Raw genomic sequence first — 23,242 nt, forward strand, 5'->3', positions numbered from 1 at the left:
GGGCCACGCGAACGCGGCCCCATAGCGGCTGTTTGGAAGTTACGCCAGCTTCGCCTTCACTTCGTCGGCCACGTTCTGCGGCACTTCGTCGTAATGGGAGAACTGCATCGAGTATTGCGCGCGGCCCTGGGTGAACGAGCGGAGCTGGTTCACATAGCCGAACATGTTGGCCAGCGGCACCATCGCCTCGACCACCTGCGCGTTGCCGCGGCTGTCGGTGCCCTGGATCTGGCCACGACGGCTGTTCATGTCGCCGATGACGTCGCCCAGGTAATCCTCCGGCGTAACGACCTCGACCTTCATGACCGGCTCGAGCAGCTTGATGCCGGCCTTCTGGGCCGCTTCACGCATCGCGCCACGCGCGCAGATTTCGAACGCCAGCGCCGACGAGTCGACGTCATGGTACTTACCGTCGACCAGGTGCACTTCGAAGTCGATGATCGGGAAGCCGATCAGCGAACCCGTCTGTGCGGTCTCGCGGAAGCCCTTTTCCACCGACGGGATATACTCGCGCGGAATGTTACCGCCCTTGATCTCGTCGAAGAACTGGAAGCCCGAGCCACGCTCGCCCGGCTTCACCTGGACCTTCACTTCACCGAACTGGCCCGAACCACCCGACTGCTTCTTGTGGGTGTAGGTCAGCTCGACCGGCTTCGCCAGATACTCGCGATACGCAACCTGCGGAGCACCCACGTTCGCGTCGACCTTGAACTCGCGCTTCATGCGATCGACCATGATCTCCAGGTGGAGCTCGCCCATCCCCTTCAGGATGGTCTGGCCAGATTCATGGTCGGTCGAAACGCGGAACGACGGGTCCTCGCGTGCCAGACGATTGAGCGCGACGCCCATCTTCTCCTGGTCCGCCTTGGTCTTCGGCTCCACCGACACCTCGATGACGGGGTCCGGGAACTCCATGCGCTCAAGGATGATCGGTGCGTTCTGGGCGCACAGCGTATCGCCGGTCGTGGTGTCCTTCAGACCCGCCAGAGCGACGATGTCGCCGGCATAGGCCACCTGGATGTCCTCGCGGTCGTTCGCATGCATCAGCAGCATGCGGCCAACCTTTTCCTTCTTGTCCTTCACCGAGTTCAGGACCGAAGACGCCGTCTCCAGCTTGCCCGAGTAGATGCGGGCGAAGGTCAGCGTACCCACGAACGGATCGTTCATGATCTTGAACGCCAGCGCGCTGAACGGCGCTTCGTCGCTTGCTTCGCGCTTGTCCTCAGTCTCGCCGTCGAGCTTCAGGCCGTTGATGGCCGGAACGTCGAGCGGGGACGGGAGATAGTCGATCACGGCGTCGAGCAGGGGCTGAACGCCCTTGTTCTTGAACGCCGAACCGCACAGCACCGGAACGAAGGACGAGCTGAGCGTGCCCTTGCGGATCAGGCCCTTCAGGGTCGCGACGTCGGGCTCATTGCCCTCCAGATACGCTTCCATGACGGCATCGTCCTGCTCGACCGCCATCTCGATCAGCTCGCTGCGTGCAGTGGCTGCGGCGTCGGCGAGCTCGGCCGGGATGTCCTGATACTCGAACTTCGCGCCGAGCGACTCTTCGAGCCACACGATCGCACGGTTCTCGACCAGGTCGACGAGGCCCTTGAAGCCGCTCTCGATGCCGATCGGGAGGTACAGGACGGCCGGGCGGGCGCCCAGGCGGTCCTTGATCATCTCGACGCAACGCTCGAAATTCGCACCGGTGCGGTCCAGCTTGTTGACGAAGCACATCCGCGGGACGTTGTACTTGTCAGCCTGGCGCCACACGGTCTCGGACTGCGGCTCAACGCCGGCAACGCCGTCAAAGCAGGTGATCGCACCATCGAGCACGCGAAGCGAACGCTCGACTTCGATGGTGAAGTCGACGTGCCCGGGGGTGTCGATGATGTTGATGCGGTGGTCGTTCCAGAAGCAGGTCGTCGCGGCCGACGTGATCGTGATGCCGCGCTCCTGCTCCTGCTCCATCCAGTCCATGGTCGCGGTGCCCTCGTGGACCTCGCCGATCTTGTAGGACTTGCCGGTGTAATAAAGAATGCGCTCGGTCGTGGTCGTCTTGCCGGCATCGATGTGGGCCATGATGCCGATGTTGCGATACTTCTCGAGCGGATGGCTGCGGGCCATGATCGATCTTCCTCAAGCGATGTGGGGAGCCGGTTGGCCCGGCTCCCCATCATATAGGTCGTACAGGATGCCAGCGGAAGACCGCCGGACCCGCTGTTACCAGCGGTAGTGCGAGAAGGCGCGGTTCGCTTCCGCCATGCGGTGCGTGTCTTCGCGCTTCTTGACCGCGTTGCCGCGGTTGTTGGCCGCATCCATCAGCTCGCCCGAGAGACGGGCAGCCATGGTATTCTCGCTGCGGTTACGAGCCGAGGCGATCAGCCAGCGGATCGCGAGCGCCTGTGCACGCTCCGGACGGACTTCGACCGGAACCTGGTAGGTCGCACCACCGACGCGGCGGCTGCGGACTTCGATACCCGGCTTCACGTTGCCGAGCGCGTCGTGGAAGACGCCGATCGGGTCACGCTTGGCACGCGCCTCGATGGTCTCGAACGCACCATAGACAATGGCTTCGGCGACGGACTTCTTGCCGTCCAGCATCACCGAATTCATGAACTTCGAAAGAACCTCATCCCCGTATACGGGATCAGGCAGGATTTCCCGCTTTTCGGGACGACGACGACGTGCCATGAATTTCTTCCTTTATGCTTCAGCTGGTCCGGAACCTGTCCGGGGCTTACTCCATCTGTATGGATCCCGGCCGAAGCCGGGATGATCGGACTAACGTCCGATCACTTCGGACGCTTGGCGCCGTACTTCGAGCGGGACTGACGACGGTCCTTGACACCCTGCGTATCGAGCACGCCGCGCAGCACGTGGTAGCGCACGCCCGGAAGATCGCGCACACGGCCGCCGCGGATGAGCACAACCGAGTGCTCCTGCAGGTTGTGGCCCTCACCCGGGATGTACGAAATGACTTCGCGCTGGTTGGTCAGGCGAACCTTGGCCACCTTGCGCAGAGCCGAGTTCGGCTTCTTCGGGGTCGTCGTGTACACGCGGGTGCAGACGCCGCGCTTCTGCGGATTCTGCTCCATCGCAGGGACCTTGGACTTGGTCTTCTGCAGTTCGCGGCCCTTGCGGACCAGCTGGTTGATCGTCGGCATGAAGCCCTTCACCTTTCAAACGGTTACTTTGCCGGAGTCGTGACAGGAAATGCACAAAGGCCACGCGGCGAGACGCCCCGGGGCCTTAGGTCTCCAACAACGTTCAGCTCTGCCCAGCAGGTCGGACCGAAAACCGGAACCATCCCATTGAACGGCCGGCGCTATACGGGTTCGCCTGCCCCCGGTCAATGCCGTGCCCGGGGGCATCGGGGGCGATCGCCGCCCCCTCCTATCGCGCTGCGGCGCCGGCCTCCGCAACCAGTCGCCCGCCCTTGATGACGGCGGCCGGACGCTCCAGCAAAGTGATGTCGCGGGTCGGATCGCCGTCGACGGCGACGAGGTCGCCATAGCGACCGACCGAGATCGCGCCGACGTCCCCTTCCCGGCCGAGCGCCTGCGCGGCGTTCCAGGTAGCGGTACGGATCGCGTCCAGCGGCGTCATGCCGAAGCGGACCATCACGGCGAACTGCCGGGCATTGTCGCCATGCGGATAGATGCCTGCGTCGGTGGAAAAGATCATCCGCGCGCCCGCCTTTGCCGCCTTCGCGAAATTCTGGCGCTGAAGCGTGCCGATGCGGCGCTCCTTGGCGATATTCTCCTCCAGGACACCGTTCGCCGCCCCTTCGGCCAGGGTATATTCGGTGTTGTAGACGTCGAAGCCCAGCCAGGTGCCGCGCTCCTTCGCCAGGCGAATGCCCTCGTCGTCGATCAGGCTGACATGCTCGATCGTGTCGATGCCCGCACGGATCGCCGCCTTAATCCCCTCGGCCCCATGCGCGTGGGCGGCCGCCTTGAGCTTCCAGAAATGGGCTTCGTCGGCGATCGCCTTCAGTTCGTCGTCGTGGAGCTGCTGCACGCCGGGCTCGGTATTGCGGGAGAAGACGCCGCCGGTGGCGCAGACCTTGATCACCTCCGCGCCGTATTTGCGCTGCTCGCGTACCCGCTTCTTCAGCTCCTCAGGGCTGTCGCCCATCGCGGGCGAGCGCCGCTGGAACGACGGCGGCAGGAAGGTCTCGTCACAATGGCCCCCGGTCGCACCCAGCGCATAGGCGGCAGGGACGATGCGCGGCCCGGCGATCCAGCCTTCCTCGATCGCCTGCTTGAGCCCGACGTCGGCGTAATTGTCGGAACCAACATTGCGGACCGTGGTGAAGCCCGCGCGCAGCGTCTTTTCGGCATTGCCCGCGGCCTGGGCCACCCAGAAGCTGTCGGTGAACTGGAGGCCGGTGTAGCCGCCGTATTTGGGATTGCTGGTCAGGTGGACGTGCATATCGATCAGCCCCGGCACGATCGTCTTGCCCGGAAGGTCGATGCGAGTCGCGCCCGCCGGAATTGCCGGTCGCGCGCTTCCGGATGCCACCGCGACGATTCGCCCGTTCGTGATCACCACCACCGGCTGATCCAGCAGCCGCCCGGTCTCGACATCGAGCATGTGGTCGGCGGTGACGACGACGCTCTTCGGCTTCGGCCTGGGCGCGCTGGTCTGGCTGAATGCAGGCGAGCCTAAGGCCGCCAAGGCGACTGCAGTCGCCACCCCGAAGTTCCGCATTGCCGCCCCCCCCTGTTCATGCTCGGCCCTCTTGGTCGGGCCAGCGGCGGGTGCGGTCAATCCGTCCGGGAGAAAAGATGGGGCAACAGGATGCAGGGGGCGCGAGCCAGATGCCCGCGCCCCCCACCGGCGATTACATCGCCTGGATTTCCTTCAGATGGCCCTCGACCACCTTGGCCGTGTCGGCTGCAAAGGTCTTGAGCGAGGCGGCCTCGCCGTTCGCTGCATAGCCCTGGAGCGTCGCGAGTGCCTGCTGGTGCGCGGCGACCTGCTGCTGCTTGTAGGCGGCATCGAACTCGGCGCCGGTGGCCGTGCGCAGCGCTGCCAGGTTCGCGTTCTGCTCGGCAGTGAGCGCCGGGGCGGGCGTCACATTGGCGGCGGCAGCGGCGGTCTTGAGCTTGGCGGTGGAGGCGGTGTGATCCTTCACCATCTGCGCGGCGAAGCTCTTGAGGGCCGGCGTGGTCGCCTTGTCCTGCGCGAGCTTGCCCGATTCGATTTCGAACTGGTCGCTTGCTGCCATAGTGTTGGCAAAGACCTGCGCCGTCATCCCTGCCGCATCCGCAACATTGGCATCGGTGGCCATGGTATCGTTGGCCAGCGTCTCATCGCCGAGCACCATGTCGTTGGTGGTGCCGTCAGCAATCACGGTGTCGCTGTTGTTCGTGGTCGTCCGGTCTCCGCACGCGGCGAGACCGATCAGCGCCGGCATCACCGCGCCCATCAGCAGAATCTTCTTCATGCACTCTCTCCTTCGGGGAATTGCAACGCCGTGCGACCGCGCCCGTTCCATTGCGTGGCAACGGCTCGGCGCAGGAAATGGGTGAGATCAGGGATTTTGCGCAGCGCCATCGGCCGGCGGGGTAGTCATATTCCCCGCGGACATGGTGCCGCTGGAGTCCATGCTGTTCCCGGCCATGACGTGGCCGTTCATGTCGTGCCCGTCCATGGCATGGTCGCCGGTCATGGTGCCATCGGTCGTCCCGCCGCTGCCCGCTGCGTTCGCCGGATCCTCGCCGTCGTTCGAGAACGCCATGTTGTCGTAACTGTCGTTGAGCACGACGTCGCCGTCGTTGGTGACCGGAACTTCGTCGGCACATGCCCCCGCCAACAGGAGGAGGGGCAACATCAGCATCGGAACAGACTTGTTCATGACAGGTCTCCTTCGCGGGGCAAGAACGTGCCTTGTGCGAAAGCCGTTCCCCGGCCGACCTGAGGAATTGGGCGGGCGGCCCCATGACCGCCCGCCCGAACCATCAAATGTGCAGCGCGCGACCATAGGCGGCGAGCACGCTCTCGTGCATCGCCTCGGAAATGGTCGGGTGCGGGAAGACGGTTTCCATCAACTCGGCCTCGGTGGTCTCGAGCGTCTTGCCGATGGTGTAGCCCTGGATCATCTCGGTCACTTCGGCACCGACCATATGGGCGCCGAGCAGCTCGCCGGTCTTGGCATCGAACACCGTCTTGATGAAGCCTTCGGCCTCGCCCAGCGCGATCGCCTTGCCGTTGCCGATGAAGGGGAAGCTGCCGACCTTCACTTCGTAGCCGGCTTCCTTGGCTTTCGCCTCGGTAAGGCCGACGCTGGCGATCTGCGGGTGGCAATAGGTGCAGCCCGGGATGTTGCGCACGTCCATCGCGTGCGGGTGCTTGCCCGCAATCGCCTCTACCGCGATCACGCCCTCGTGGCTGGCCTTGTGGGCGAGCCAGGGCGGCGCGGTGATGTCGCCGATCGCCCAGATCCCGTCGACGTTGGTCTTGCAGGTGGCGTCCGTCTCCAGGAAGCCGCGGTCGTTCATCGCGACGCCCAGTTCCTTGAGGCCGATGTCCGCGGTGTTCGGAACGATGCCGATCGCGACGATGACATGGCTGTACTCGCCGTCGAACGCCTTGCCGTCCCTGCCGGTGATGGTCGCCTTCACCCTGTTCGCATCGGCCGAGATCTTGTCGATCTTGGCACCGGTCAGGATCTTCATGCCCTGCTTGGTGAGCGACTTCTCGAGGAAGGCGGACACGTCGGCATCCTCGACCGGCACGATGCGGTCGATCATCTCGACCACGGTAACTTCGCAGCCCATGTCGTTGTAGAAGCTCGCGAATTCGATGCCGATCGCGCCCGATCCGATGACCAGCAGCTTCTTGGGCATCTCGGACGGCGTCATCGCGTGGCGATAGGTCCACACGCGCTTGCCGTCGGCGGGCAGGTTCGGGAGGTCGCGGGCGCGGGCGCCGGTCGCAACGATGATGTTCTTGGCCGAGAGCTCGGTCGCCTTGCCGTCCTTGTCGGTGACGGTCAGCTTGCCCTTCCCGGTCAGCTTGCCGGTGCCCATGTGGACGGCGATCTTGTTCTTCTTCATCAGGTGCGTGACGCCCTGATTGAGCTGCTTGGCGACGCCGCGCGAGCGCTTCACCACCGCATCCAGGTCCGCGCTGATCTTGTCGGCAGCGAGGCCATAGTCCTTGGCATGCTGCATATAGTGAAAGATCTCGGCCGAGCGCAGCAGCGCCTTGGTCGGGATACAGCCCCAGTTGAGGCAGATGCCGCCCAACAGCTCGCGCTCGACGATCGCGGTCTTGAGGCCGAGCTGGGCCGCACGAATCGCAGCGACATAGCCACCCGGCCCCGAGCCGAGAACGATGAGGTCGTAGGTTTCAGCCATGACTTGGTGCTTCCGTTCTGCGATTCTTATGGTTGTACGGTGTTGATCGGGCGCGGGCGCCGCTCCTCGTCGATCGCGACGAAGACGAAGCGCGCCTGGGTCACCCGGCATTGTTGCTCGACGTGGCGTCCGCGACGCCAGGCCTCGACCTCGATCGTCATCGAGGTGCGACCGGTCTTCACCAGTTCGGCATAGACCGACACCTCGTCGCCAACCGCGACGGGGGCGTGGAATTTCATCCCCTCGACCGCGATGGTGACGGCACGACCGCGGGCGTGGCGCGCCGCGACCAGCCCAGCCGCCATGTCCATCTGGCTCATCAGCCAGCCGCCGAAGATGTCCCCGTAGGGATTGGCGTCGGCGGGCATGGCGGTGACGCGCAGCGCGAGATGGCTGGCGGGCGGCATGTCAGTCATGTGCCGGACCCCCTGCATCCGCACGATATTCCGCGACCGCGCGCTGCATCTGGCGGATGCCGAGCACGAGGACCACGACCAGCGCGCCGATGGTGACCAGCTCGATGTCATCGCGCGCCGGACGGTAGGACCAGGCGGAGAGCATGCCCACGCCCACGACCGCGGCCGCACTGAGCAGGATCTGCGCCACCTCGATCGCCATTCGCATCTTCATCGACGCGCTCCGCCCAGTTCCGTCCGGCTGCGCCGGGACATCAAGCAAGCAGGCCCATCGGCTGTTCGACGAGCTGCTTGAACAGCTTGAGCATTTCGGCGCCGTCGGCCCCGTCGATCGCCCGGTGATCGAAGCTGCCGGTCGCCGTCATCACGGTTGCGACGCCGAGCGCATCGTCGACGATGTACGGGCGCTTCTCGCCCGCGCCGATCGCCAGGATCATGCCCTGCGGCGGATTGATGACCGCTTCGAACTGCTTGATCCCGAACATGCCCATGTTCGACAGGCTGGCGGTGCCGCCCTGATATTCCTCGGGCTTGAGCTTGTTGTCCTTCGCACGCGAAGCGAGGTCCTTCATCTCGGTCGAGATGCGGGCCAGGCCCTTCGACGCGGCGTCGCGGATGATCGGCGTGATCAGGCCGCTGGGCGTGGAGACCGCGACCGACACGTCGGCGCGGCTGTAGCTGACCAGCTGGTCGCCCAGGAAGGTGACGTTGCACTTCGGGCTCTGCTCGAGCGCGACGCCGAGCGCCTTGATGAGCAGGTCGTTGACCGACAGCTTCACGCCGCGCGCCTCGAGGCTCTTGTTGAGCTCGCCGCGCAGCTTGAGCAGCGCGTCGAGACGGACGTCGACGGTCAGATAGATGTGCGGGACCGTCTGCTTCGACTCGGTGAGGCGGCGCGCGATGGTCTTGCGGATGTTCGAGAGCTTCGAAACCTCGTGCGGGATCGATTCGTCGTACCAAACCGCCTTGGTCTCCTGGCTTGGCGTAGCACCACCGGCGGGGGCGCTCGCCGCGGGAGCCGCGGTGCCGGCCGCAGAGGCTGCCGGTGCGGCCTGGCCGGGCTTCGCGCTCTCGACGTCGGCCTTCACGATGCGGCCGTTCGGGCCGGAGCCCGCAAGCGCTGCGAGGTCGATACCCTTTTCGGCGGCGAGGCGACGGGCGAGCGGGCTTGCCTTCACGCGGCTGCCGCTGCTGGCCGGGGCTGCCGGTGCGGCAGCGGGCTTGGCTTCGGCCTTTGCCTCGGCAGGGGCCGGAGCCGCCGCCGGAGCGGGTGCTGCCGCCGGCGCAGGCGCTGCCGCTGCCGGTGCCTCCACCGAGCTGGGGTCCTCACCCTCAGCCGCGAGGATCGCGATGGCCGTGCCGACCTTCACATTGTCCGAGCCCTCGGGCACCAGGATCTTGGCGATGACACCTTCGTCGACCGCCTCGAACTCCATCGTGGCCTTGTCGGTTTCGATCTCCGCCATCAGGTCGCCAGAACGAACGGTGTCGCCCTCTTTCACCAGCCACTTGGCGAGGGTTCCCTCCTCCATGGTGGGGGAAAGCGCGGGCATCTTGATTTCGATCGACATGGGTACAGCTGGATCCTCTCGGGGCTCTGCCCTTCCTTTGCCGTCACAGCCGCACCGGTCAACCCCGTGGACTTGCGCGAACGCTGCCGTGCCGTCACGCTTGAAACCAAAGGGGAGCGTTTTCGATGCGTACATATCTGGTCGTAATCGACGAAAGTCCGGAATCGCAGATCGCGCTGCGCTTTGCCGCGCGTCGTGCGGTGAAGACCGGCGGTTCCGTTGAAATCCTGGCGCTGATCGAGCGGCCGGAGTTCGTCCAGTGGGGTGGCGTCATGGCGACCATGGAACAGGAAACGCAGCAGCGCGCCCAGGGGCTGGTCGCGGCCGCAGCCGGTACGTTGCTGGAGGAATCGGGCCTCAAACCCGCCCTCACCGTGCGCGAAGGCGACGGCCCCGCGATCGTGCGCGAGATGATCGCGAGCAACCCCGACATCGCCGCACTGGTGCTGGGGGCAGCGGCCAGCGGCGCGCCGGGGCCGCTGGTCAGCCACTTTTCGGGCACCGACGCGGGGACGCTGCCGGTTCCCGTGATGATCATCCCGGGCAGCCTGGACCGGGACGCGATCGATCGGCTGAGCTGAAACACCGCGCTTGAGCCGCCGCGCAATCGCGGCCACACCCTGCGCCATGCGAACCCTTTTCCTGCTGCCGCTGCTGGCGCTCTCCCTCCCTGCCGCCGCGCGGGAGGCCCCGAGGCCCGAACGCCTGAAGGCCGATGTCGAGAAACTGGTGTCGTTCGGGACCCGCCACACCCTGTCCTCCCCGGACGATCCGGTACGCGGCATCGGCGCGGCGCGGCGCTGGTTCGCCAACGAGATGGACCGCATCGGCCAGGCGTGCGGCGGCTGCATCACGGTCGCCAACATCGCCCGCAACTTCACCGGCCCGCGCGCACCGAACGGCGTGCAGGTGGTCGACGTGCTCGGGTTCCAGCAGGGCCGCGACCCCAAGCGCGTCGTGATCGTGATGGGCCATATCGACAGCCGCGTGACGGACGTCATGGACATCACCAGCGATGCTCCGGGCGCCAATGACGACGCATCGGGCGTAGCGCTGGTGCTGGAGGCGGCGCGCATCCTGTCCAAGGAAAAGTTCGACGCGACCATCATCTATGCAGCGCTCTCCGGCGAGGAGCAGGGGCTGTGGGGCGGCGAGTTGCTGGCGGATACGGCGCGGGAACGCGGCTGGACGGTCAGCGCAGTGCTCAACAACGACATCGTCGGCAACACCGTGGGGGTCGACGGCCGCCGAGTGGCGGATCGCGTGCGCGTTTTTTCCGAAGGGATCCGCAGCTCCGAATCACTCGAGCAGCAGATAGCGCGCCGCGCCGCCGGTGGCGAGGATGACGGCCCCAGCCGGTCGCTCGCCAAGGCGATCGACGGGCTTGCCGGGACCGTGCCGGGCGGCGTCGATGCCGTGCTGGAGCGGCGGCCCGATCGCTTCGGCCGCGGCGGCGACCACGAGCCCTTCCTGAAGCTGGGCTATCCGGCGGTGCGCTTCTCAGTCGGAGTCGAGAATTACGACGCGCAGCACCAGAACCTGCGGACCGAACAGGGTCGCGTCTATGGCGACACCGTGGACCGGATGGACTTCCCCTATCTGGCGAAGGTGACGGCGCTGAACGTCGCCACGCTCGCCCGGCTGGCGGCGGCGCCCGCCGCGCCCGAAGGCGTATCGATCGCGGGCGCGCTCAGCACCGATACCAATGTGCGGTGGCAGCCGGTTGCCGGGGCGGCGGGCTATCGCGTCCGCTGGCGTCGCAACGACGCGCAGGACTGGTCCGACGCCGTCGATGTGCAGGGCACGAGCCATGTGCTGAAAGGCGTGATCGTCGACGACAATTTCGTCGGGGTGTCGGCGCTGGCGAAGGATGGCAGCGAGAGCCTGGTGAGCTTTGCCGGGCGAGCGCCACGCGGCTGAGGCAGCGTACCCGGCAAAGAACGGGCCGCTAAAAGCGGCCCGAGGCACCATGTTGTTTAGGGAAACATGCGCCGGAAACCGGCGCCCTGGGGTATGAACGGGCCAGTATAAACCCAGGCTTAACGGCTGCGGCCCGACCGGCAACTTCCGACCCGGCGGACGGTAAATTCGTCCTGGAACGGCAGGCCCGACGCGATCCCCTGGGTCTCCACGGTGATCGAATGGGAGGTATCCACCGTGATCGTCGTGCGACCATGCCCGGCACCCGGGCAGGTATAGTGCACCGTTGCCCGATTGGGCTGGTCATCGATGACGAAGCGGGAGCATTGCGCGCCCGCATGCTTCAGCTGAACCAGAGCCGACACGTCCCGCAGGCAGAGGTTCTGCCCGCCGGTCTTTTCGCCGCGTTCCCGTACCAGCCACTGTCCGGATTCAATCGACTGGGTTGCCTTCAACCCAGGACCCGGCGCCAACGCTACGGCCGACACAGAGCAAAGCCCCGCCGCCAATGCGAACGCCATGGCGCGACCTGCGCCCCCACCCCTCATACGCCACCTTCTGTTTACCGCCGCAGCGGCAGCGCCCCCGCGGCGGATGTGGGGAGCGACTGCCGCTGTTGCAACATTGTCAGGAAGCGATCGCCTCGAACGACACCGGGAATTTGGTGGCGCAAAAGGCACAGTCGACCGTGATCAGGCCATTTTCATCCGCCATCTCGCGACGCTCCTCTTCCGGGAAGCGGGCCAGCACCTCCTGGATATAGGTGACGTCGCAGCGACAGCCGCGCGACAACTTGAGGTCACTGAGCACGCGCACTTCGCGCTCTTCGTTGAACAGCCGCCAGATCAGCGTTTCCAGCGGAAGCGCGGTGTCGGTCAGTTCATCGGCACCCATGGTCGCGCCCAGCGCCTCGACATGCTGCCACTGCGGATGATCGAGCCGGGTGTGGAGGCGATCGCGCCCCTCCTCCCCATCGGGCAGGTGCTGCAGGAACAGGCCGCCGGCAATGCACCGGCCCTCGGCATCGTGGCCGACGGCCAGCCGCACGAGGCTGGGGATCTGTTCCGACTGCAGGAAGTAGCTTTCGGCGGCAGCGCCCAGCGATTCGCCGTCGAGCGGAACGATGCCCTGATAGCGCTCGCCGGTGACCGCCTGGTCGAAGGTGATCGCCAGATAGCCCTTGCCGAACAGCGCGAACAGCGTGGGCTCCTCGGGCAGTGCGGCGAGCCGCTCTGCGTCATAGTCCACATAGCCGCGCAGCTCGCCGCCCTTGAAGTCGCAGACCATCAGCCGGATCACGCCGCTTTCGGTCTGTGCCTGGAGCGTGAGCTGGCCGTCCTCCCCCTTCAGCGTGGAGCCGAGCAGCGCCGTCAGCGCAAGCGCCTCGGCCAGCAGCTTTTCGATCGCGGGCGGGTAGGCATGGGCCGAGAGAATCGAATTGAGCACCGGACCCAGCCGAGTCAGCCGGCCGCGGGCGTCCTGGTCGGGAATGGTGAAGCCGATCGCGCGGTCGAAATCGGGGACGGTGGGTTCCTGCATGTCGTTTACCGTTCGGGCTGAGCTGTGCGAGCCCTGCCCTTCCCCTTCCGCCCGCATGGGAGAAGAAGAGCGGCCCCGGTGGCGGGGCGAAACGGCGCTCGTGGATACTGCGCTAAGATAGGAAGCGCGGCGCGTTCGGCAATGTTCGCCGCGCCGCCGCGCCCTTGCGCCTCAGCCGATCTGGCCGAAGCACCAGCGCAGCACCGACTTCTGCGCGTGCAGGCGGTTCTCCGCCTCCGGCCAGATCAGCGACTGCGGCCCGTCGATCACGGCCGGCACCACTTCCTCGCCGCGGTGCGCGGGCAGGCAATGGAGGAACTTGGCGTCGGGCTTGGCCGCCGCCATCAGCGCCTCGGTAACCTGGAAGGGCGCCATTGCCGCGAGCTTCGCCTCGGCATGGGCCTGTCCCATCGAGATCCAGGTGTCGGTGACGATCACGTCGGCGCCGGTCACTGCCTCGATGGGATCGCGGGAGATCCGCGCGCGGGCGCCGGCTGCCTCCAGCACCTCGGGCGCGGGATCGAAGCCCTCGGGACATGCAGCCACCACGTCGAAGTGCATCAGCGCGCCTGCCTCGATGATCGAGTGGAGCACGTTGTTGCCATCGCCCAGCCATGCCCATTTACTGCCGGGCAGCGCCTGTCCGGCCTCGATCACCGTCAGCAGGTCGGCCATGATCTGGCAGGGGTGCGAATTGTCGGTGAGGCCGTTGATGACGGGCACGCTCGCATAGGCCGCCATTTCCGCCAGCTTGGCGTGATCGTCGGTGCGCACCATGATGGCGTCGCAATAGCCCGAGAGCACGCGCGCGGTGTCGGCCACCGTCTCGCCACGGCCGAGCTGAGTCGTCGCGCTGTCGAGGATCACCGCGGTCCCGCCGAGCTGGCGCATGGCCATGTCGAACGAGACGCGCGTGCGGGTCGAGGACTTCTCGAACACCATCGCCAGCGTGTAGCCGGCAAGCGGCGCGTCGGCGTCGGCGCGCCCCTTGGGAAAGCCGGCGCGGGCCTGCTTGCGGTCCAGCGCGTCGGCAAGCATCGCGGCGATGCCGTCGGCACCGGCGGAGGAGAGGTCGAGGAAGTGACGGGTCTGGGTCATGGCAAAGGCCCCTGGATGTCGCGCCCGCGGCCCGCTCCGTCGGAGGAGCGCGCCGTCGGGCCGGACGGATCGATGGTCAGGCGGTACGGATCAATCGTCGGCGAGCGGCACGAAGGTGCGCGCACCGGCAGAGAGCTTTTCCACCGCCTCTGCGATGTGGCTCTCGTCGATCACGAGCGGCGGCAGCACGCGGACGACGTTGCCACCCGCCGATACGGTCAGCAGCTGGTGATGGTCGCGCAGATGCGCCACGAACTCGCGAGCATCGGCCTTGAGCTTGATGCCGAGCATCAGCCCCTTGCCGCGAACTTCCTCGAACAGATGGTCGTGGTTGGGGATCATCTGCTCGAGCGCCGAGCGGAGGCGCTCACCCATCTGCTTCACATGATCGAGGAAGCCCGGCTCCAGCATCACGTCGAGCACGGCCTGGCCCGCCGCCATCGCCAGCGGGTTACCGCCATAGGTCGAGCCGTGGGTGCCAAAGACCATGCCCTTGGCCGCTTCCTCGGTCGCGAGGCAGGCGCCCAGCGGAAAGCCGCCGCCAATACCCTTCGCCACCGACATGATGTCGGGCGTGACGCCATATTGCTCGTGCGCGAAGAAGGTGCCGGTCCGGCCATAGCCGCACTGCACTTCGTCCAGCACCAGCAGCAGGCCGTGTTCGTCGCAGGCCTTGCGCAGGCCCTGGAGGAACTCCGGCGTCGCGGCCATCAGCCCGCCCTCGCCCTGGATCGTCTCGACCAGGAAGCCGGCGGTCTCGTCGTCGATCTTGGCGAGCGCGCCTTCCAGGTCGTTGAACGGCACATAGTCGAAGCCCGGCAAGAGCGGCTCGAACCCGTCGCGCATCTTGGGCTGGTCGGTCGCCGAGATCGCGCCGAGCGTGCGCCCGTGGAAGGCGTTCTGGAAGGTGATGAGCTTGTGCCGCTGCGGATTGCCGTTGGCAAAGTGATAGCGGCGCGCCGCCTTGATCGCGCACTCGACCGCCTCGGCACCCGAGTTGGTGAAGAACACGGTGTCGGCAAAGCTGTTGTCGACGATGCGCTGCGCCAGCGCCTCACCCTGCGGGCTGCCATAAAGGTTAGACACGTGCATCAGCGTGGCGGCCTGATCGGCGATCGCCTTTACGAGATGCGGGTGACCGTGCCCGAGCGCGTTGACGGCGATGCCGGCGGCGAAATCGAGATAGCGGGTGCCGTCTTCGGAGAAGAGATAGCTGCCCTCGCCTCGCACCGGGCGCACACCGCACCGTGGGTAGACGGGCATGAGCGCGGTGATCGACATCGAACGGCCTCCTTCAGACTGAGCAAAAAGCTCCAGAAACGCGAAAGGGCGGCCCAGCCAGGCCGCCCTTGCATTGCTCTACGCGCGACCGGCGATGCCGGTCAACACCATCGGTCTGCGGGCAGGCTCAGCTCTTGGTCTTCCACCCGATCGCAAGCAGCCGATAGGCGATGACGGCGAGCACCACGTCCGCGGCCAGGATGAACAGGCTGCCGACCAGGACGGGCGAATCGGCGGTGCCGATGAAGCCGTAGCGGAAGCCCGAGATGATGTAGAAAAAGGGGTTGGCGTGGCTGATCGCCTGGAAGGTCGGCGACAGACGGTCGACCGAATAGAAGGTGCCCGACAACAGGGTCAGCGGCCCGACCACGAAATTCTGGACCGCGGCCGCGTGATCGAACTTCTCCGCCCAGATCGACGTCAGCACGCCGATCAGCGCGAGGAAGATCGAGCCCAGCAGGCCAAACCACAGGATCGCCCACAGATGCTGCGGCGTCACGTGCACGCCCGGCCAGAACGCCATCGCGAGCCACACCGCACCCCCGACCAGGAATGCACGCGTGACCGCGCCGGCGGTCAGCGCCGCGAGCAGCTCCCCCGTCGACAGCGGCGGCATCAGGTAATCGACGATCGTGCCCTGCATCTTGCCCACCAGCAGCGAAAAGCTGGCGTTGGCATAGGCGTTGGTGAGCATGCCCATCACGATCAGGCCCGGCGCCAGGAAATCGGCAAAGGCGACGGTCCCGTCCCCTACCGGGACAGCTCCGCGAGCGCCCAATGCGGTGGTGAACACCACCAGATACAGGAGGGTCTGGATGGCCGGCGCCCAGATCGTCTGGAGCTGCACCTTGAAGAAACGGCGCACCTCCTTGATATAGAGGGCACGCAAGCCGCCCCAGTTGACGTTCCGGATGACTGGAACACCAGGGTCGGACATCCTGTTTTCGGGTGCGGGGGGCTGATCGGCCATAGGCGCCGCCTAGTCGCTGGCGCTGCGGCCCGCAACCCGCGCCTGAACACGAGTGGGGAATGACGACGAATGAGTTGGACCGACGAACGCATCGCCAAGCTGAGCAAGATGTGGGAGGCCGGGCAGACGGCGAGCCAGATCGCCGAGGAACTGGGCGGCATCAGCCGTAACGCGGTGATCGGCAAGGCCCATCGCCTGGGTCTCCAGTCGCGCCCCTCGCCGGTCCGCGCCCATGATCCCGAGGCGAAGAAGGCGGCCGCAGCCGCGGCGGCACCCGCTGCCGCACCGGCGCCAGAGGCACCGGTGGTCGAGCAGGTCGAGGCGGCTCCCGCCCCTGCGCCGGAGCCGGTCAAGGCAGCGCCTGTCGCCAAGCCTGAGCCCGTGCGCGCCGCCCCCGCCGAGATCGAGGCAGAGGATGCCGTCGAGGAAGACGACGATGCAGCGCCCGCACCGGCGCCGTCGCGCCCCGAAGTCACGATGCGCTCGGTCGGCCCCGGCGGGTTCCTCCGCCAGAACCCGGGCGAGAACAGCGCCCCGATCACGCCCGCGCCGCCGCGCCGGCTGGTGCCCGCGCGGCCCAGCGACGCGATCGCCGGCAAGACGACGCTGCTCGACCTCAACGACCGCATCTGCAAGTGGCCGATCGGGCATCCGGGTGAGCCGGACTTTCACTTCTGCGGCGACAAGGTGAACCCCGGTTTCCCCTATTGCGTCGCGCATTGCGGCCACGCCTATCAGGCGCAGCTGCCGCGCCGCGACCGCCGTCCGCCGCCGCCGCTGCCCTATGGCGGCCCGCGGGTGCGCTGATCGAAGGTTGAGACATGGATCGCCCCGGAAGCTGCTTCCGGGGCGATCTCGTTTGGGTCGGCGACAGGGGAGCGGGGGATGCGGCGATTCGGTTGGATGATGACGCTGGCGCTGCTGGGCGCGCCGCTGGCCCCGCCGGCACTGGCCGCGGGACCGGACATCGGCGCCGACCTGGAGCACTTCGACTATCCCTATCCGGTCCGCTGGTTCGAAACGCGCGCGCAGGGTGCGCCGGTGCGGATGGCGTATCTCGACGTGGCGCCGATAGCGGCATCGAACGGCACCACCGTGGTGCTGCTCCACGGCAAGAACTTCTGTGCGGCGACGTGGGGCGAGACCATCCGCGATCTTGCCGCACGCGGCTATCGCGTGATCGCCCCCGACCAGATCGGCTTTTGCAAATCCTCGAAGCCCGAGGGTTTTCAGTATAGCTTCCATGCGCTCGCCAACCTGACGGCGGCGCTGCTCGACCGTGCGGGCACCGGGCGGGTGGTGATGGTCGGCCATTCCACCGGCGGCGTGCTGGCGACCCGCTTTGCCCTGCTCTACCCCAGCCGCGTGTCGCAGCTGGTGCTGGTAAACCCTTTGGGCCTCAACGACACGCTTGCGGAAGGGGTGCCCTACACGCCGCTGGACGGCCTGCGCGCGGAGGAGGCGAAGACCAGCGCGGGCTCGATCAAGGCCTATCAGCTGCGCAACTATTACAACGGCCGGTGGCGCCCCGCCTATGACCGGTGGGTGGCGATGCTGGCCGGGCAATATGCGAGCGCCGACGGCGCCAGGGTGCGCGAGGCGCAGGCCCGGCTTTCCGACATGATCGAGACCCAGCCCGTGGCGGCCGAACTGCCGCGCGTCGGCGTTCCGGTCACGCTCATCATTGGCCAGCTCGACAAGACCGCGTTCCGCGCGAACACGGCGCCGGAAGCGCTGCGGGCGAAGGTTCGCACGGTGCCCCAGGCGGCGGAATCCGCGGTGAAGGCGTTTCCCAGCGCACGGCTGGTGCGGCTGCCCACCCTGGGCCACGCGCCGATGGTGGAGGACCCCGCGACCTTCCACCGCGCGCTCGCCCACGCGATTCGGAACTGATCATGGCCGGCTTGCTTTGCGCGCGCCCGTTCCGCGTACTATAGCTGTTCCATGGCAGAAGACCTGTTCGCTTCCCCCTCCACGACCACCCCCAACAACAGCTACGACGCCTCGTCGATCGAGGTGCTCGAGGGCCTGGAGCCGGTTCGCCGCCGGCCCGGCATGTACATCGGCGGCACCGACGAGCGCGCGCTGCACCATCTCGCGGCCGAAGTGCTCGACAATGCGATGGACGAGGCGGTGGCGGGACATGCCACCCGGATCGAAGTCACGCTGGAGGAAGGCAATCGCCTGACCATCGTCGACAATGGTCGCGGCATTCCGGTCGATCCGCACCCGCGCTTTCCGGACAAGTCCGCGCTGGAGGTGATCCTCTCCACCCTGCACTCGGGCGGCAAGTTCGCGGGTAAGGCCTATGCGACGTCGGGCGGTCTGCACGGCGTTGGCATCAGCGTCGTCAACGCGCTGTCGTCTGACACGGTGGTAGAGGTCGCGCGCGACCGGCAGCTTTATCGCCAGCGGTTCGCCCGCGGGCAGACGCTGGGGCCGCTCGAGCAGGTCGGCGCCGCCCCCAACCGGCGCGGTACGTCAGTGACGTTCACGCCGGACACCGAAATCTTTGGCGACATGCTGTTCAAGCCCGCGCGGCTGTACAAGCTCGCCCGGTCCAAGGCCTATCTGTTCGCCGGCGTCGAGATCCGCTGGCACTGCGCCCCCTCGCTGATCACCGACGACACACCGGCGGAGGCAGTGTTCCAGTTCCCGGGCGGCCTCGCCGACCATTTGCGCGAGCAGGTCGCCGGCCGCGAATGCGCGACGTCCGACTTCTTCGCGGGTGCGCAGGAATTCCCGGATTCGCAGGGTCGCGTCGAGTGGGCGGTCGCCTGGCCGCTGTGGTCGGACGGCAGCTACAGCTGGTACTGCAACACCATCCCGACGCCCGATGGCGGCACCCATGAGCAGGGCCTGCGCCAGGCGCTCGTGCGGGGCTTGCGCGGCTTTGGCGAGCTGGTCGGGCAGAAGAAGGCGAAGGACCTTACCGCCGACGACGTGCTGACGGGCTCGGAGCTGATGCTGTCGGTGTTCGTGCGCGATCCGCAGTTCCAGAGCCAGACCAAGGACCGGCTGACCTCCCCCGACGCCACGGCGCTGGTTGAAAAGGCGGTGCGCGACCATTTCGACCATTATCTCTCCGACAACATGGAGCGCGGCAAGGCGCTGCTCGGCTATGTGCTGGAGCGCATGGACGAGCGCCTGCGCCGCAAGCAGGAGCGCGAGGTCAAGCGCAAGACGGCGACCTCCGCACGCAAGCTGCGCCTGCCGGGCAAGCTCACCGACTGCGCCGCCGACGATCCCAAGGGGACCGAGCTGTTCATCGTCGAGGGCGACTCGGCCGGCGGCAGCGCGAAGCAGGCCCGCGACCGCAAGACCCAGGCGATCCTGCCGATCCGCGGCAAGATCCTGAACGTGGCCAGCGCCACCAGCGCGAAGATCCTGGCAAACCAGGAGATCGCAGACCTGATCCAGGCGCTGGGCTGCGGCACGCGCAAGGACTGCGACCCCAGCCACCTGCGCTACGAACGCATCGTGATCATGACCGATGCGGACGTCGACGGGGCGCATATCGCCACGCTCTTGATGACGTTCTTCTTCCAGGAGATGCCGGAGCTGGTGCGGCAGGGGCATTTGTTCCTGGCCCAGCCGCCGCTCTATCGCCTGACGGTGGGGGCCAAGAGCCTCTACGCCCGCGACGACGCGCACCGCGCCGAGCTGGAGCGCACGGTGTTCAAGGGCAAGAAGGTCGAGGTCGCTCGCTTCAAGGGCCTGGGCGAGATGAACCCCATGCAGCTGCGCGAGACCACCATGGACCCCAAGACGCGCTCAATGATCCGCATCACCCTGCCCCAGGAATATGAGGAGCGCGCAGGCGTAAAGGATCTGGTCGACCGCCTGATGGGCAACAATCCCGCCCACCGCTTCGCCTTTATCCAGGAGAATGCGGCACGGCTGGACGAAGAAGTCATCGACGCCTGAAATGCAGGTGACAGCAAGGCCATAGACTTGATAGCCTCAACATCTGGACTCCCCACGGCGAGGTCTTGCGATGTTGCGAACTGCATGTGACGACGGGACTAAGCCTGCCTTCGCCTTACTTGATGTGAGTTGAGCGGTTGCGGATCGATCGCTGGCGCCATGGCGCGACCCTTGCCCTCGCACTGGTTCTCGGAGCGCCCGTCGTGGCCCAGACTCCGCCCGGCCCCGCCCCGGCGCCAAACCGCGTGACCGCGTCTCCGGAACTGCAGGAACGGGCTCAATCGTTGGCCGCCGCGATTATGGGGACGATTGCCTATGATCGTTATTTCGCGCCGCTGTTCCGGTCCGAGATCCCGGAATCCGCGTTCGCGCAGGTTCGCGACCAGCTGGTTGGGGCACTTGGAAAGCCGACACGGCTGGAGTCGCTGACTCCCCTTAGCGCGCATGTCGCGGACTTTCGGCTCGGCTTCGAGCGGGGGAGTGCGGTGGGTCAGATCGTGGTCGATCCCGCCGCGCCGCATCAGGTGACAGGACTGCGGATCACCAGCACCGAGTTGCGGGAGGCGCCGGAGGCGAGCATCCAGGCGGTGGTGGATGCGCTGAAGGCGCTGCCGGGGGGGACCGGCTTTGCCCTGGCGCGGCTGGACAACGGCGGGCCGGTCCGGCTGGCGGCGCATGCCCCGGCGACACCTTTTGCGATCGGATCGACGTTCAAGCTGCTGATCCTGGCCGAACTGGTCCGCGCGACCAACGCGGGGGAGCGCGACTGGGACGATATGGTGACGCTCGACGGCAGTGCTCTGCCGGCAGGCGGCTATACCGCCAAGCCCGCGGGAACGCGCGTCTCGCTGCGCGAGCTCGCGACCCAGATGATCTCCGTCAGCGACAACTCCGCGACCGATATCCTGCTGCACGCGCTGGGCCGAGAGAAGGTCGAGGCGATGCTGCCGGTGGTCGGCATCCGCGATGCCGAGGGACGCAACCTGCCCTTCCTGGGCACGCTGGAGATCTTCAAGCTGAAAGGCGTAGAGGGCGGCACGCTAGGACGGCGGTGGGAGACAGCGGACGTGTCCGCGCGCCGTGCGCTGCTCGCGGGGCCCGTTGCCCAGGCGCCGGCGTCGGCGATCCCGGCCGCGCTGTTCCAGGATCGCAAGCCCATCCGCATCGCGACCATCGAATGGTTCGCCTCCCCCGACGACCTGCTGCGGGTGATGGACTGGCTGCGGCGCAATACCGAGGGGGAGGATGGCGAGGCCGCACGCGCCGTCCTGTCAAAGAACCCGGGCCTCGGCCCGGGCAGCGCCGCGCGCTGGGACTGGATTGGCTACAAGGGCGGGTCCGAGCCGGGGGTGATCAACATGACGCTGCTGATGCGCGCCAAGTCCGGCGAATGGTACGCGATGGCGGGGAGCTGGAACAATCCCGAGGCGGCGGTGGACGAAGCGCGCTTCGTCGCGCTGATCAACAAGGCGGCAGCGCTCGCAACCCCGTGAGGACGCGGGCGGCGGAGCAAATCGAGCCTAACCGATCCGCCGGGCCTCTGCGCTGGAGCGGCTGAGGCCCGGCTGATTTTCGTCGGCGGAGGCGCAGCTCAGGCCTTGGCCTCGTCCCCGTCCTCTTCCGGCGCGTTTCGGGCGCGCTTGCGCTCGGTGAACCAGATGCCGATCAGCGCCACTTCGTAGAGCAACACCAGCGGGATCGCGAGCAGCAGCTGAGATCCCACATCGGGTGGGGTCAGCACCGCTGAGACGACAAAAGCTCCGACGATCGCGTAACGGCGGGCGGAGATCAACTGCGCACGCGTAACGATACCGGCGAGTTCCAGCAGCATCAACAACACCGGCAGCAGGAACGCCAACCCGAACGCGAACAGGAACTGCATCACGAACGAGAGGTAGTTGGCGACGGAAGGCAGTGCCTCCTGCTCCACCCCGCCCATATTGCCCTGGTAGCCGAGCAGGAAATGCAGCGCGACGGGGATCGTCACGTAATATGCGAGCGCCGCCCCCAACAGGAACAAGACCGGCGTCGCGAGCAGGAAGGGGAACAGCGCCTTCTTCTCGGAACGGTACAGCCCAGGCGCCACGAACTGCCACAGCTGGTTCGCGATGACAGGGAACGACAGCATCATGGCCGCGAAGAAGGCCACCTTCACCTGAACGAAGAAGCCTTCGAAAATCTGGGTAAAGATGATCCGCTTCTGCCCGGCGGCCAGCAACGGCTGGACCAGGAAGGCGAAGATCTGCTCGGCGAAATAGAAGCTGACCGCGAACGCGAGCCCGATCGCGAGCAGCGAATAGATCAGGCGTCGACGCAGTTCGATCAAATGGTCGAGCAGCGGCGCCTGGCTGTCGTCGATATCCCTCACGAAGCCGCCTTTCCATCCAGTGCGGGCGACTGCGCGGGACGATCATCCTCGCCCGCCGGTTCGACGTGCGGCTTTTCCACCATCACGGGTGCGTCCTGTGCGTCGACGGCCGGCTCCGGTGTATCGACGGCCGGGTCCGGCGTCGCAGGCGAAACAGTGGTGCCCTCGGGTGCAGCAAGGCTGTCCGCGGTGCTCTCGATGGCCGGATGCTCCCGCAGGATGCGGGCGTTTTCTTCCGCCCACTTCTTTTCCATCTCGGCCAGTTCCGCCTCACGCACCATCGCATCGAAGCCGGAACGGAACTGGCGTGCGACACCGCGCGCCTTGCCGACCCATTGGCCGACGAAGCGCATCGCCTTGGGTAAGTCCTTCGGGCCGATCACCAGCAACGCCACCACGGCCACCAGCATCAGCTCGGTCGGAGCGATATCGAACATTCAGCGCCCGTTCGCGTCGAGGGGCGCGCCGGGCGCGCCCGTCAGGGTCAGGATCAGCGGTCGTCGCGCGTGCGGTCGGCGTCGCGGACCGGATCGACGATCGGGTCGCGCACCGGGTCACGCGGGGTCACCACGTCGGCATCGACGGCGCGGTTGACGTCGCTGCGCTGTTCCAGCCGGGTCTGACGTGCCGGCGGCACATCATCATCGTCCTCGGCCATGCCCTTTTTGAAGCTCTTCAGGCCCTTGGCCACGTCGCCCATCATGTCGGAAAAGCGGCCCTTGCCGAACAACAGAAGCACGATGATCCCGACGATCAGCCAATGCCAGATGCTAAGACCACCCATTGTCACTCTC

At 66.6% G+C, this 23,242-nt stretch carries 24 protein-coding genes; 6 read left to right on the forward strand and 18 right to left on the reverse strand.

What is annotated here, in order from left to right:
• Window positions 1-39: 39 nt before the first annotated feature.
• The 10 genes from fusA to QP045_RS09625 all read right to left on the reverse strand — a co-directional run bounded on the left by fusA (window position 40) and on the right by QP045_RS09625 (window position 9,345).
• Window positions 40-2,115, reverse strand: a complete 2,076-nt coding sequence (fusA, locus tag QP045_RS09580) for an elongation factor G (RefSeq protein WP_422514755.1) — start codon at window positions 2,113-2,115, stop codon at window positions 40-42.
• Between the two features lie 96 nt (window positions 2,116-2,211).
• Window positions 2,212-2,682 carry a 30S ribosomal protein S7 gene (rpsG, locus tag QP045_RS09585; RefSeq protein ID WP_422514756.1) on the reverse strand — a complete coding sequence of 157 codons (471 nt, stop codon included), beginning with the start codon at window positions 2,680-2,682 and terminating at the stop codon, window positions 2,212-2,214.
• Between the two features lie 101 nt (window positions 2,683-2,783).
• On the reverse strand, window positions 2,784-3,155 hold the full coding sequence (gene rpsL / locus QP045_RS09590) for a 30S ribosomal protein S12 (protein ID WP_086129340.1): 372 nt from the start codon (window positions 3,153-3,155) through the stop codon (window positions 2,784-2,786).
• Between the two features lie 229 nt (window positions 3,156-3,384).
• On the reverse strand, window positions 3,385-4,704 hold the full coding sequence (locus tag QP045_RS09595) for an amidohydrolase family protein (protein ID WP_422514757.1): 1,320 nt from the start codon (window positions 4,702-4,704) through the stop codon (window positions 3,385-3,387).
• A 133-nt stretch (window positions 4,705-4,837) separates the two neighbouring features.
• Window positions 4,838-5,443 (reverse strand): DUF4142 domain-containing protein, encoded by a 606-nt coding sequence (locus tag QP045_RS09600; protein WP_422514758.1) that lies wholly within the window; start codon window positions 5,441-5,443, stop codon window positions 4,838-4,840.
• A gap of 87 nt (window positions 5,444-5,530) precedes the next feature.
• Window positions 5,531-5,854, reverse strand: a complete 324-nt coding sequence (locus QP045_RS09605) for a hypothetical protein (protein ID WP_422514759.1) — start codon at window positions 5,852-5,854, stop codon at window positions 5,531-5,533.
• A gap of 103 nt (window positions 5,855-5,957) precedes the next feature.
• Window positions 5,958-7,358 carry a dihydrolipoyl dehydrogenase gene (gene lpdA / locus QP045_RS09610; protein WP_422514760.1) on the reverse strand — a complete coding sequence of 467 codons (1,401 nt, stop codon included), beginning with the start codon at window positions 7,356-7,358 and terminating at the stop codon, window positions 5,958-5,960.
• A 26-nt stretch (window positions 7,359-7,384) separates the two neighbouring features.
• Window positions 7,385-7,774 carry an acyl-CoA thioesterase gene (locus QP045_RS09615; protein WP_422514761.1) on the reverse strand — a complete coding sequence of 130 codons (390 nt, stop codon included), beginning with the start codon at window positions 7,772-7,774 and terminating at the stop codon, window positions 7,385-7,387.
• Window positions 7,767-7,988: a hypothetical protein gene (locus QP045_RS09620; RefSeq protein ID WP_422514762.1), complete on the reverse strand. Its 222-nt coding sequence runs from the start codon at window positions 7,986-7,988 to the stop codon at window positions 7,767-7,769. The genes QP045_RS09615 and QP045_RS09620 overlap by 8 nt, the downstream gene beginning before the upstream one ends.
• Before the next feature lie 40 nt (window positions 7,989-8,028).
• Window positions 8,029-9,345, reverse strand: coding sequence for a pyruvate dehydrogenase complex dihydrolipoamide acetyltransferase (locus QP045_RS09625; RefSeq protein WP_422514763.1), 1,317 nt, complete (start codon window positions 9,343-9,345; stop codon window positions 8,029-8,031).
• 125 nt (window positions 9,346-9,470) lie between these two features.
• Between QP045_RS09625 and QP045_RS09630 the strand changes: the two genes are divergently transcribed.
• Window positions 9,471-9,926: a universal stress protein gene (locus tag QP045_RS09630; RefSeq protein ID WP_422514764.1), complete on the forward strand. Its 456-nt coding sequence runs from the start codon at window positions 9,471-9,473 to the stop codon at window positions 9,924-9,926.
• Window positions 9,927-9,972: 46 nt separating this feature from the next.
• Window positions 9,973-11,265, forward strand: coding sequence for a M28 family peptidase (locus tag QP045_RS09635; protein WP_422514765.1), 1,293 nt, complete (start codon window positions 9,973-9,975; stop codon window positions 11,263-11,265).
• A 119-nt stretch (window positions 11,266-11,384) separates the two neighbouring features.
• Here QP045_RS09635 and QP045_RS09640 read toward each other — a convergent pair whose 3' ends face one another.
• The 5 genes from QP045_RS09640 to QP045_RS09660 all read right to left on the reverse strand — a co-directional run bounded on the left by QP045_RS09640 (window position 11,385) and on the right by QP045_RS09660 (window position 16,153).
• Window positions 11,385-11,738, reverse strand: a complete 354-nt coding sequence (locus tag QP045_RS09640; RefSeq protein WP_422514766.1) for a DUF3617 domain-containing protein — start codon at window positions 11,736-11,738, stop codon at window positions 11,385-11,387.
• A 154-nt stretch (window positions 11,739-11,892) separates the two neighbouring features.
• Complete coding sequence (locus QP045_RS09645; RefSeq protein WP_422514767.1) at window positions 11,893-12,804, reverse strand: Hsp33 family molecular chaperone HslO; 912 nt, start codon at window positions 12,802-12,804, stop codon at window positions 11,893-11,895.
• A 171-nt stretch (window positions 12,805-12,975) separates the two neighbouring features.
• Window positions 12,976-13,902: an ornithine carbamoyltransferase gene (gene argF / locus QP045_RS09650; protein ID WP_422514768.1), complete on the reverse strand. Its 927-nt coding sequence runs from the start codon at window positions 13,900-13,902 to the stop codon at window positions 12,976-12,978.
• A gap of 90 nt (window positions 13,903-13,992) precedes the next feature.
• Window positions 13,993-15,183, reverse strand: coding sequence for an aspartate aminotransferase family protein (locus QP045_RS09655; RefSeq protein WP_422514769.1), 1,191 nt, complete (start codon window positions 15,181-15,183; stop codon window positions 13,993-13,995).
• Between the two features lie 127 nt (window positions 15,184-15,310).
• Entirely contained in the window at window positions 15,311-16,153 is an 843-nt protein-coding gene (locus QP045_RS09660; protein ID WP_422514770.1) for an ABC transporter permease, read from the reverse strand.
• 69 nt (window positions 16,154-16,222) lie between these two features.
• On the opposite strand from QP045_RS09660, the gene QP045_RS09665 reads away from it, so the two are divergent.
• The 4 genes from QP045_RS09665 (at window position 16,223) to QP045_RS09680 (ending at window position 21,573) form a co-directional block, all read left to right on the forward strand.
• On the forward strand, window positions 16,223-16,960 hold the full coding sequence (locus QP045_RS09665; protein ID WP_422514771.1) for a GcrA family cell cycle regulator: 738 nt from the start codon (window positions 16,223-16,225) through the stop codon (window positions 16,958-16,960).
• 78 nt (window positions 16,961-17,038) lie between these two features.
• The gene (locus tag QP045_RS09670) at window positions 17,039-18,046 is read left to right on the forward strand and encodes an alpha/beta fold hydrolase (protein WP_422514772.1); all 1,008 of its coding nucleotides are present in this window, start codon (window positions 17,039-17,041) and stop codon (window positions 18,044-18,046) included.
• A gap of 51 nt (window positions 18,047-18,097) precedes the next feature.
• On the forward strand, window positions 18,098-20,080 hold the full coding sequence (gene parE / locus QP045_RS09675; protein WP_422514773.1) for a DNA topoisomerase IV subunit B: 1,983 nt from the start codon (window positions 18,098-18,100) through the stop codon (window positions 20,078-20,080).
• A gap of 299 nt (window positions 20,081-20,379) precedes the next feature.
• Window positions 20,380-21,573, forward strand: coding sequence for a serine hydrolase (locus QP045_RS09680; protein WP_422514774.1), 1,194 nt, complete (start codon window positions 20,380-20,382; stop codon window positions 21,571-21,573).
• Window positions 21,574-21,671: 98 nt separating this feature from the next.
• Here the strand turns inward: QP045_RS09680 and tatC are convergent, their stop codons facing one another.
• Genes tatC through QP045_RS09695 form a run of 3 tightly spaced genes read right to left on the reverse strand, consistent with a single transcriptional unit; the run spans window position 21,672 to window position 23,232 of the window.
• Window positions 21,672-22,448, reverse strand: coding sequence for a twin-arginine translocase subunit TatC (tatC, locus tag QP045_RS09685; RefSeq protein ID WP_422514775.1), 777 nt, complete (start codon window positions 22,446-22,448; stop codon window positions 21,672-21,674).
• Window positions 22,445-22,885 (reverse strand): Sec-independent protein translocase protein TatB, encoded by a 441-nt coding sequence (tatB, locus tag QP045_RS09690; protein ID WP_422514776.1) that lies wholly within the window; start codon window positions 22,883-22,885, stop codon window positions 22,445-22,447. Before tatB ends, tatC begins: the two co-directional genes overlap by 4 nt.
• A gap of 53 nt (window positions 22,886-22,938) precedes the next feature.
• The gene (locus QP045_RS09695) at window positions 22,939-23,232 is read right to left on the reverse strand and encodes a twin-arginine translocase TatA/TatE family subunit (protein WP_422514777.1); all 294 of its coding nucleotides are present in this window, start codon (window positions 23,230-23,232) and stop codon (window positions 22,939-22,941) included.
• Window positions 23,233-23,242: the final 10 nt, after the last annotated feature.

Origin of the sequence: Sphingomonas sp. 3-13AW (assembly GCF_049311085.1) — a bacterium.
GTDB lineage: Bacteria > Pseudomonadota > Alphaproteobacteria > Sphingomonadales > Sphingomonadaceae > Sphingomonas.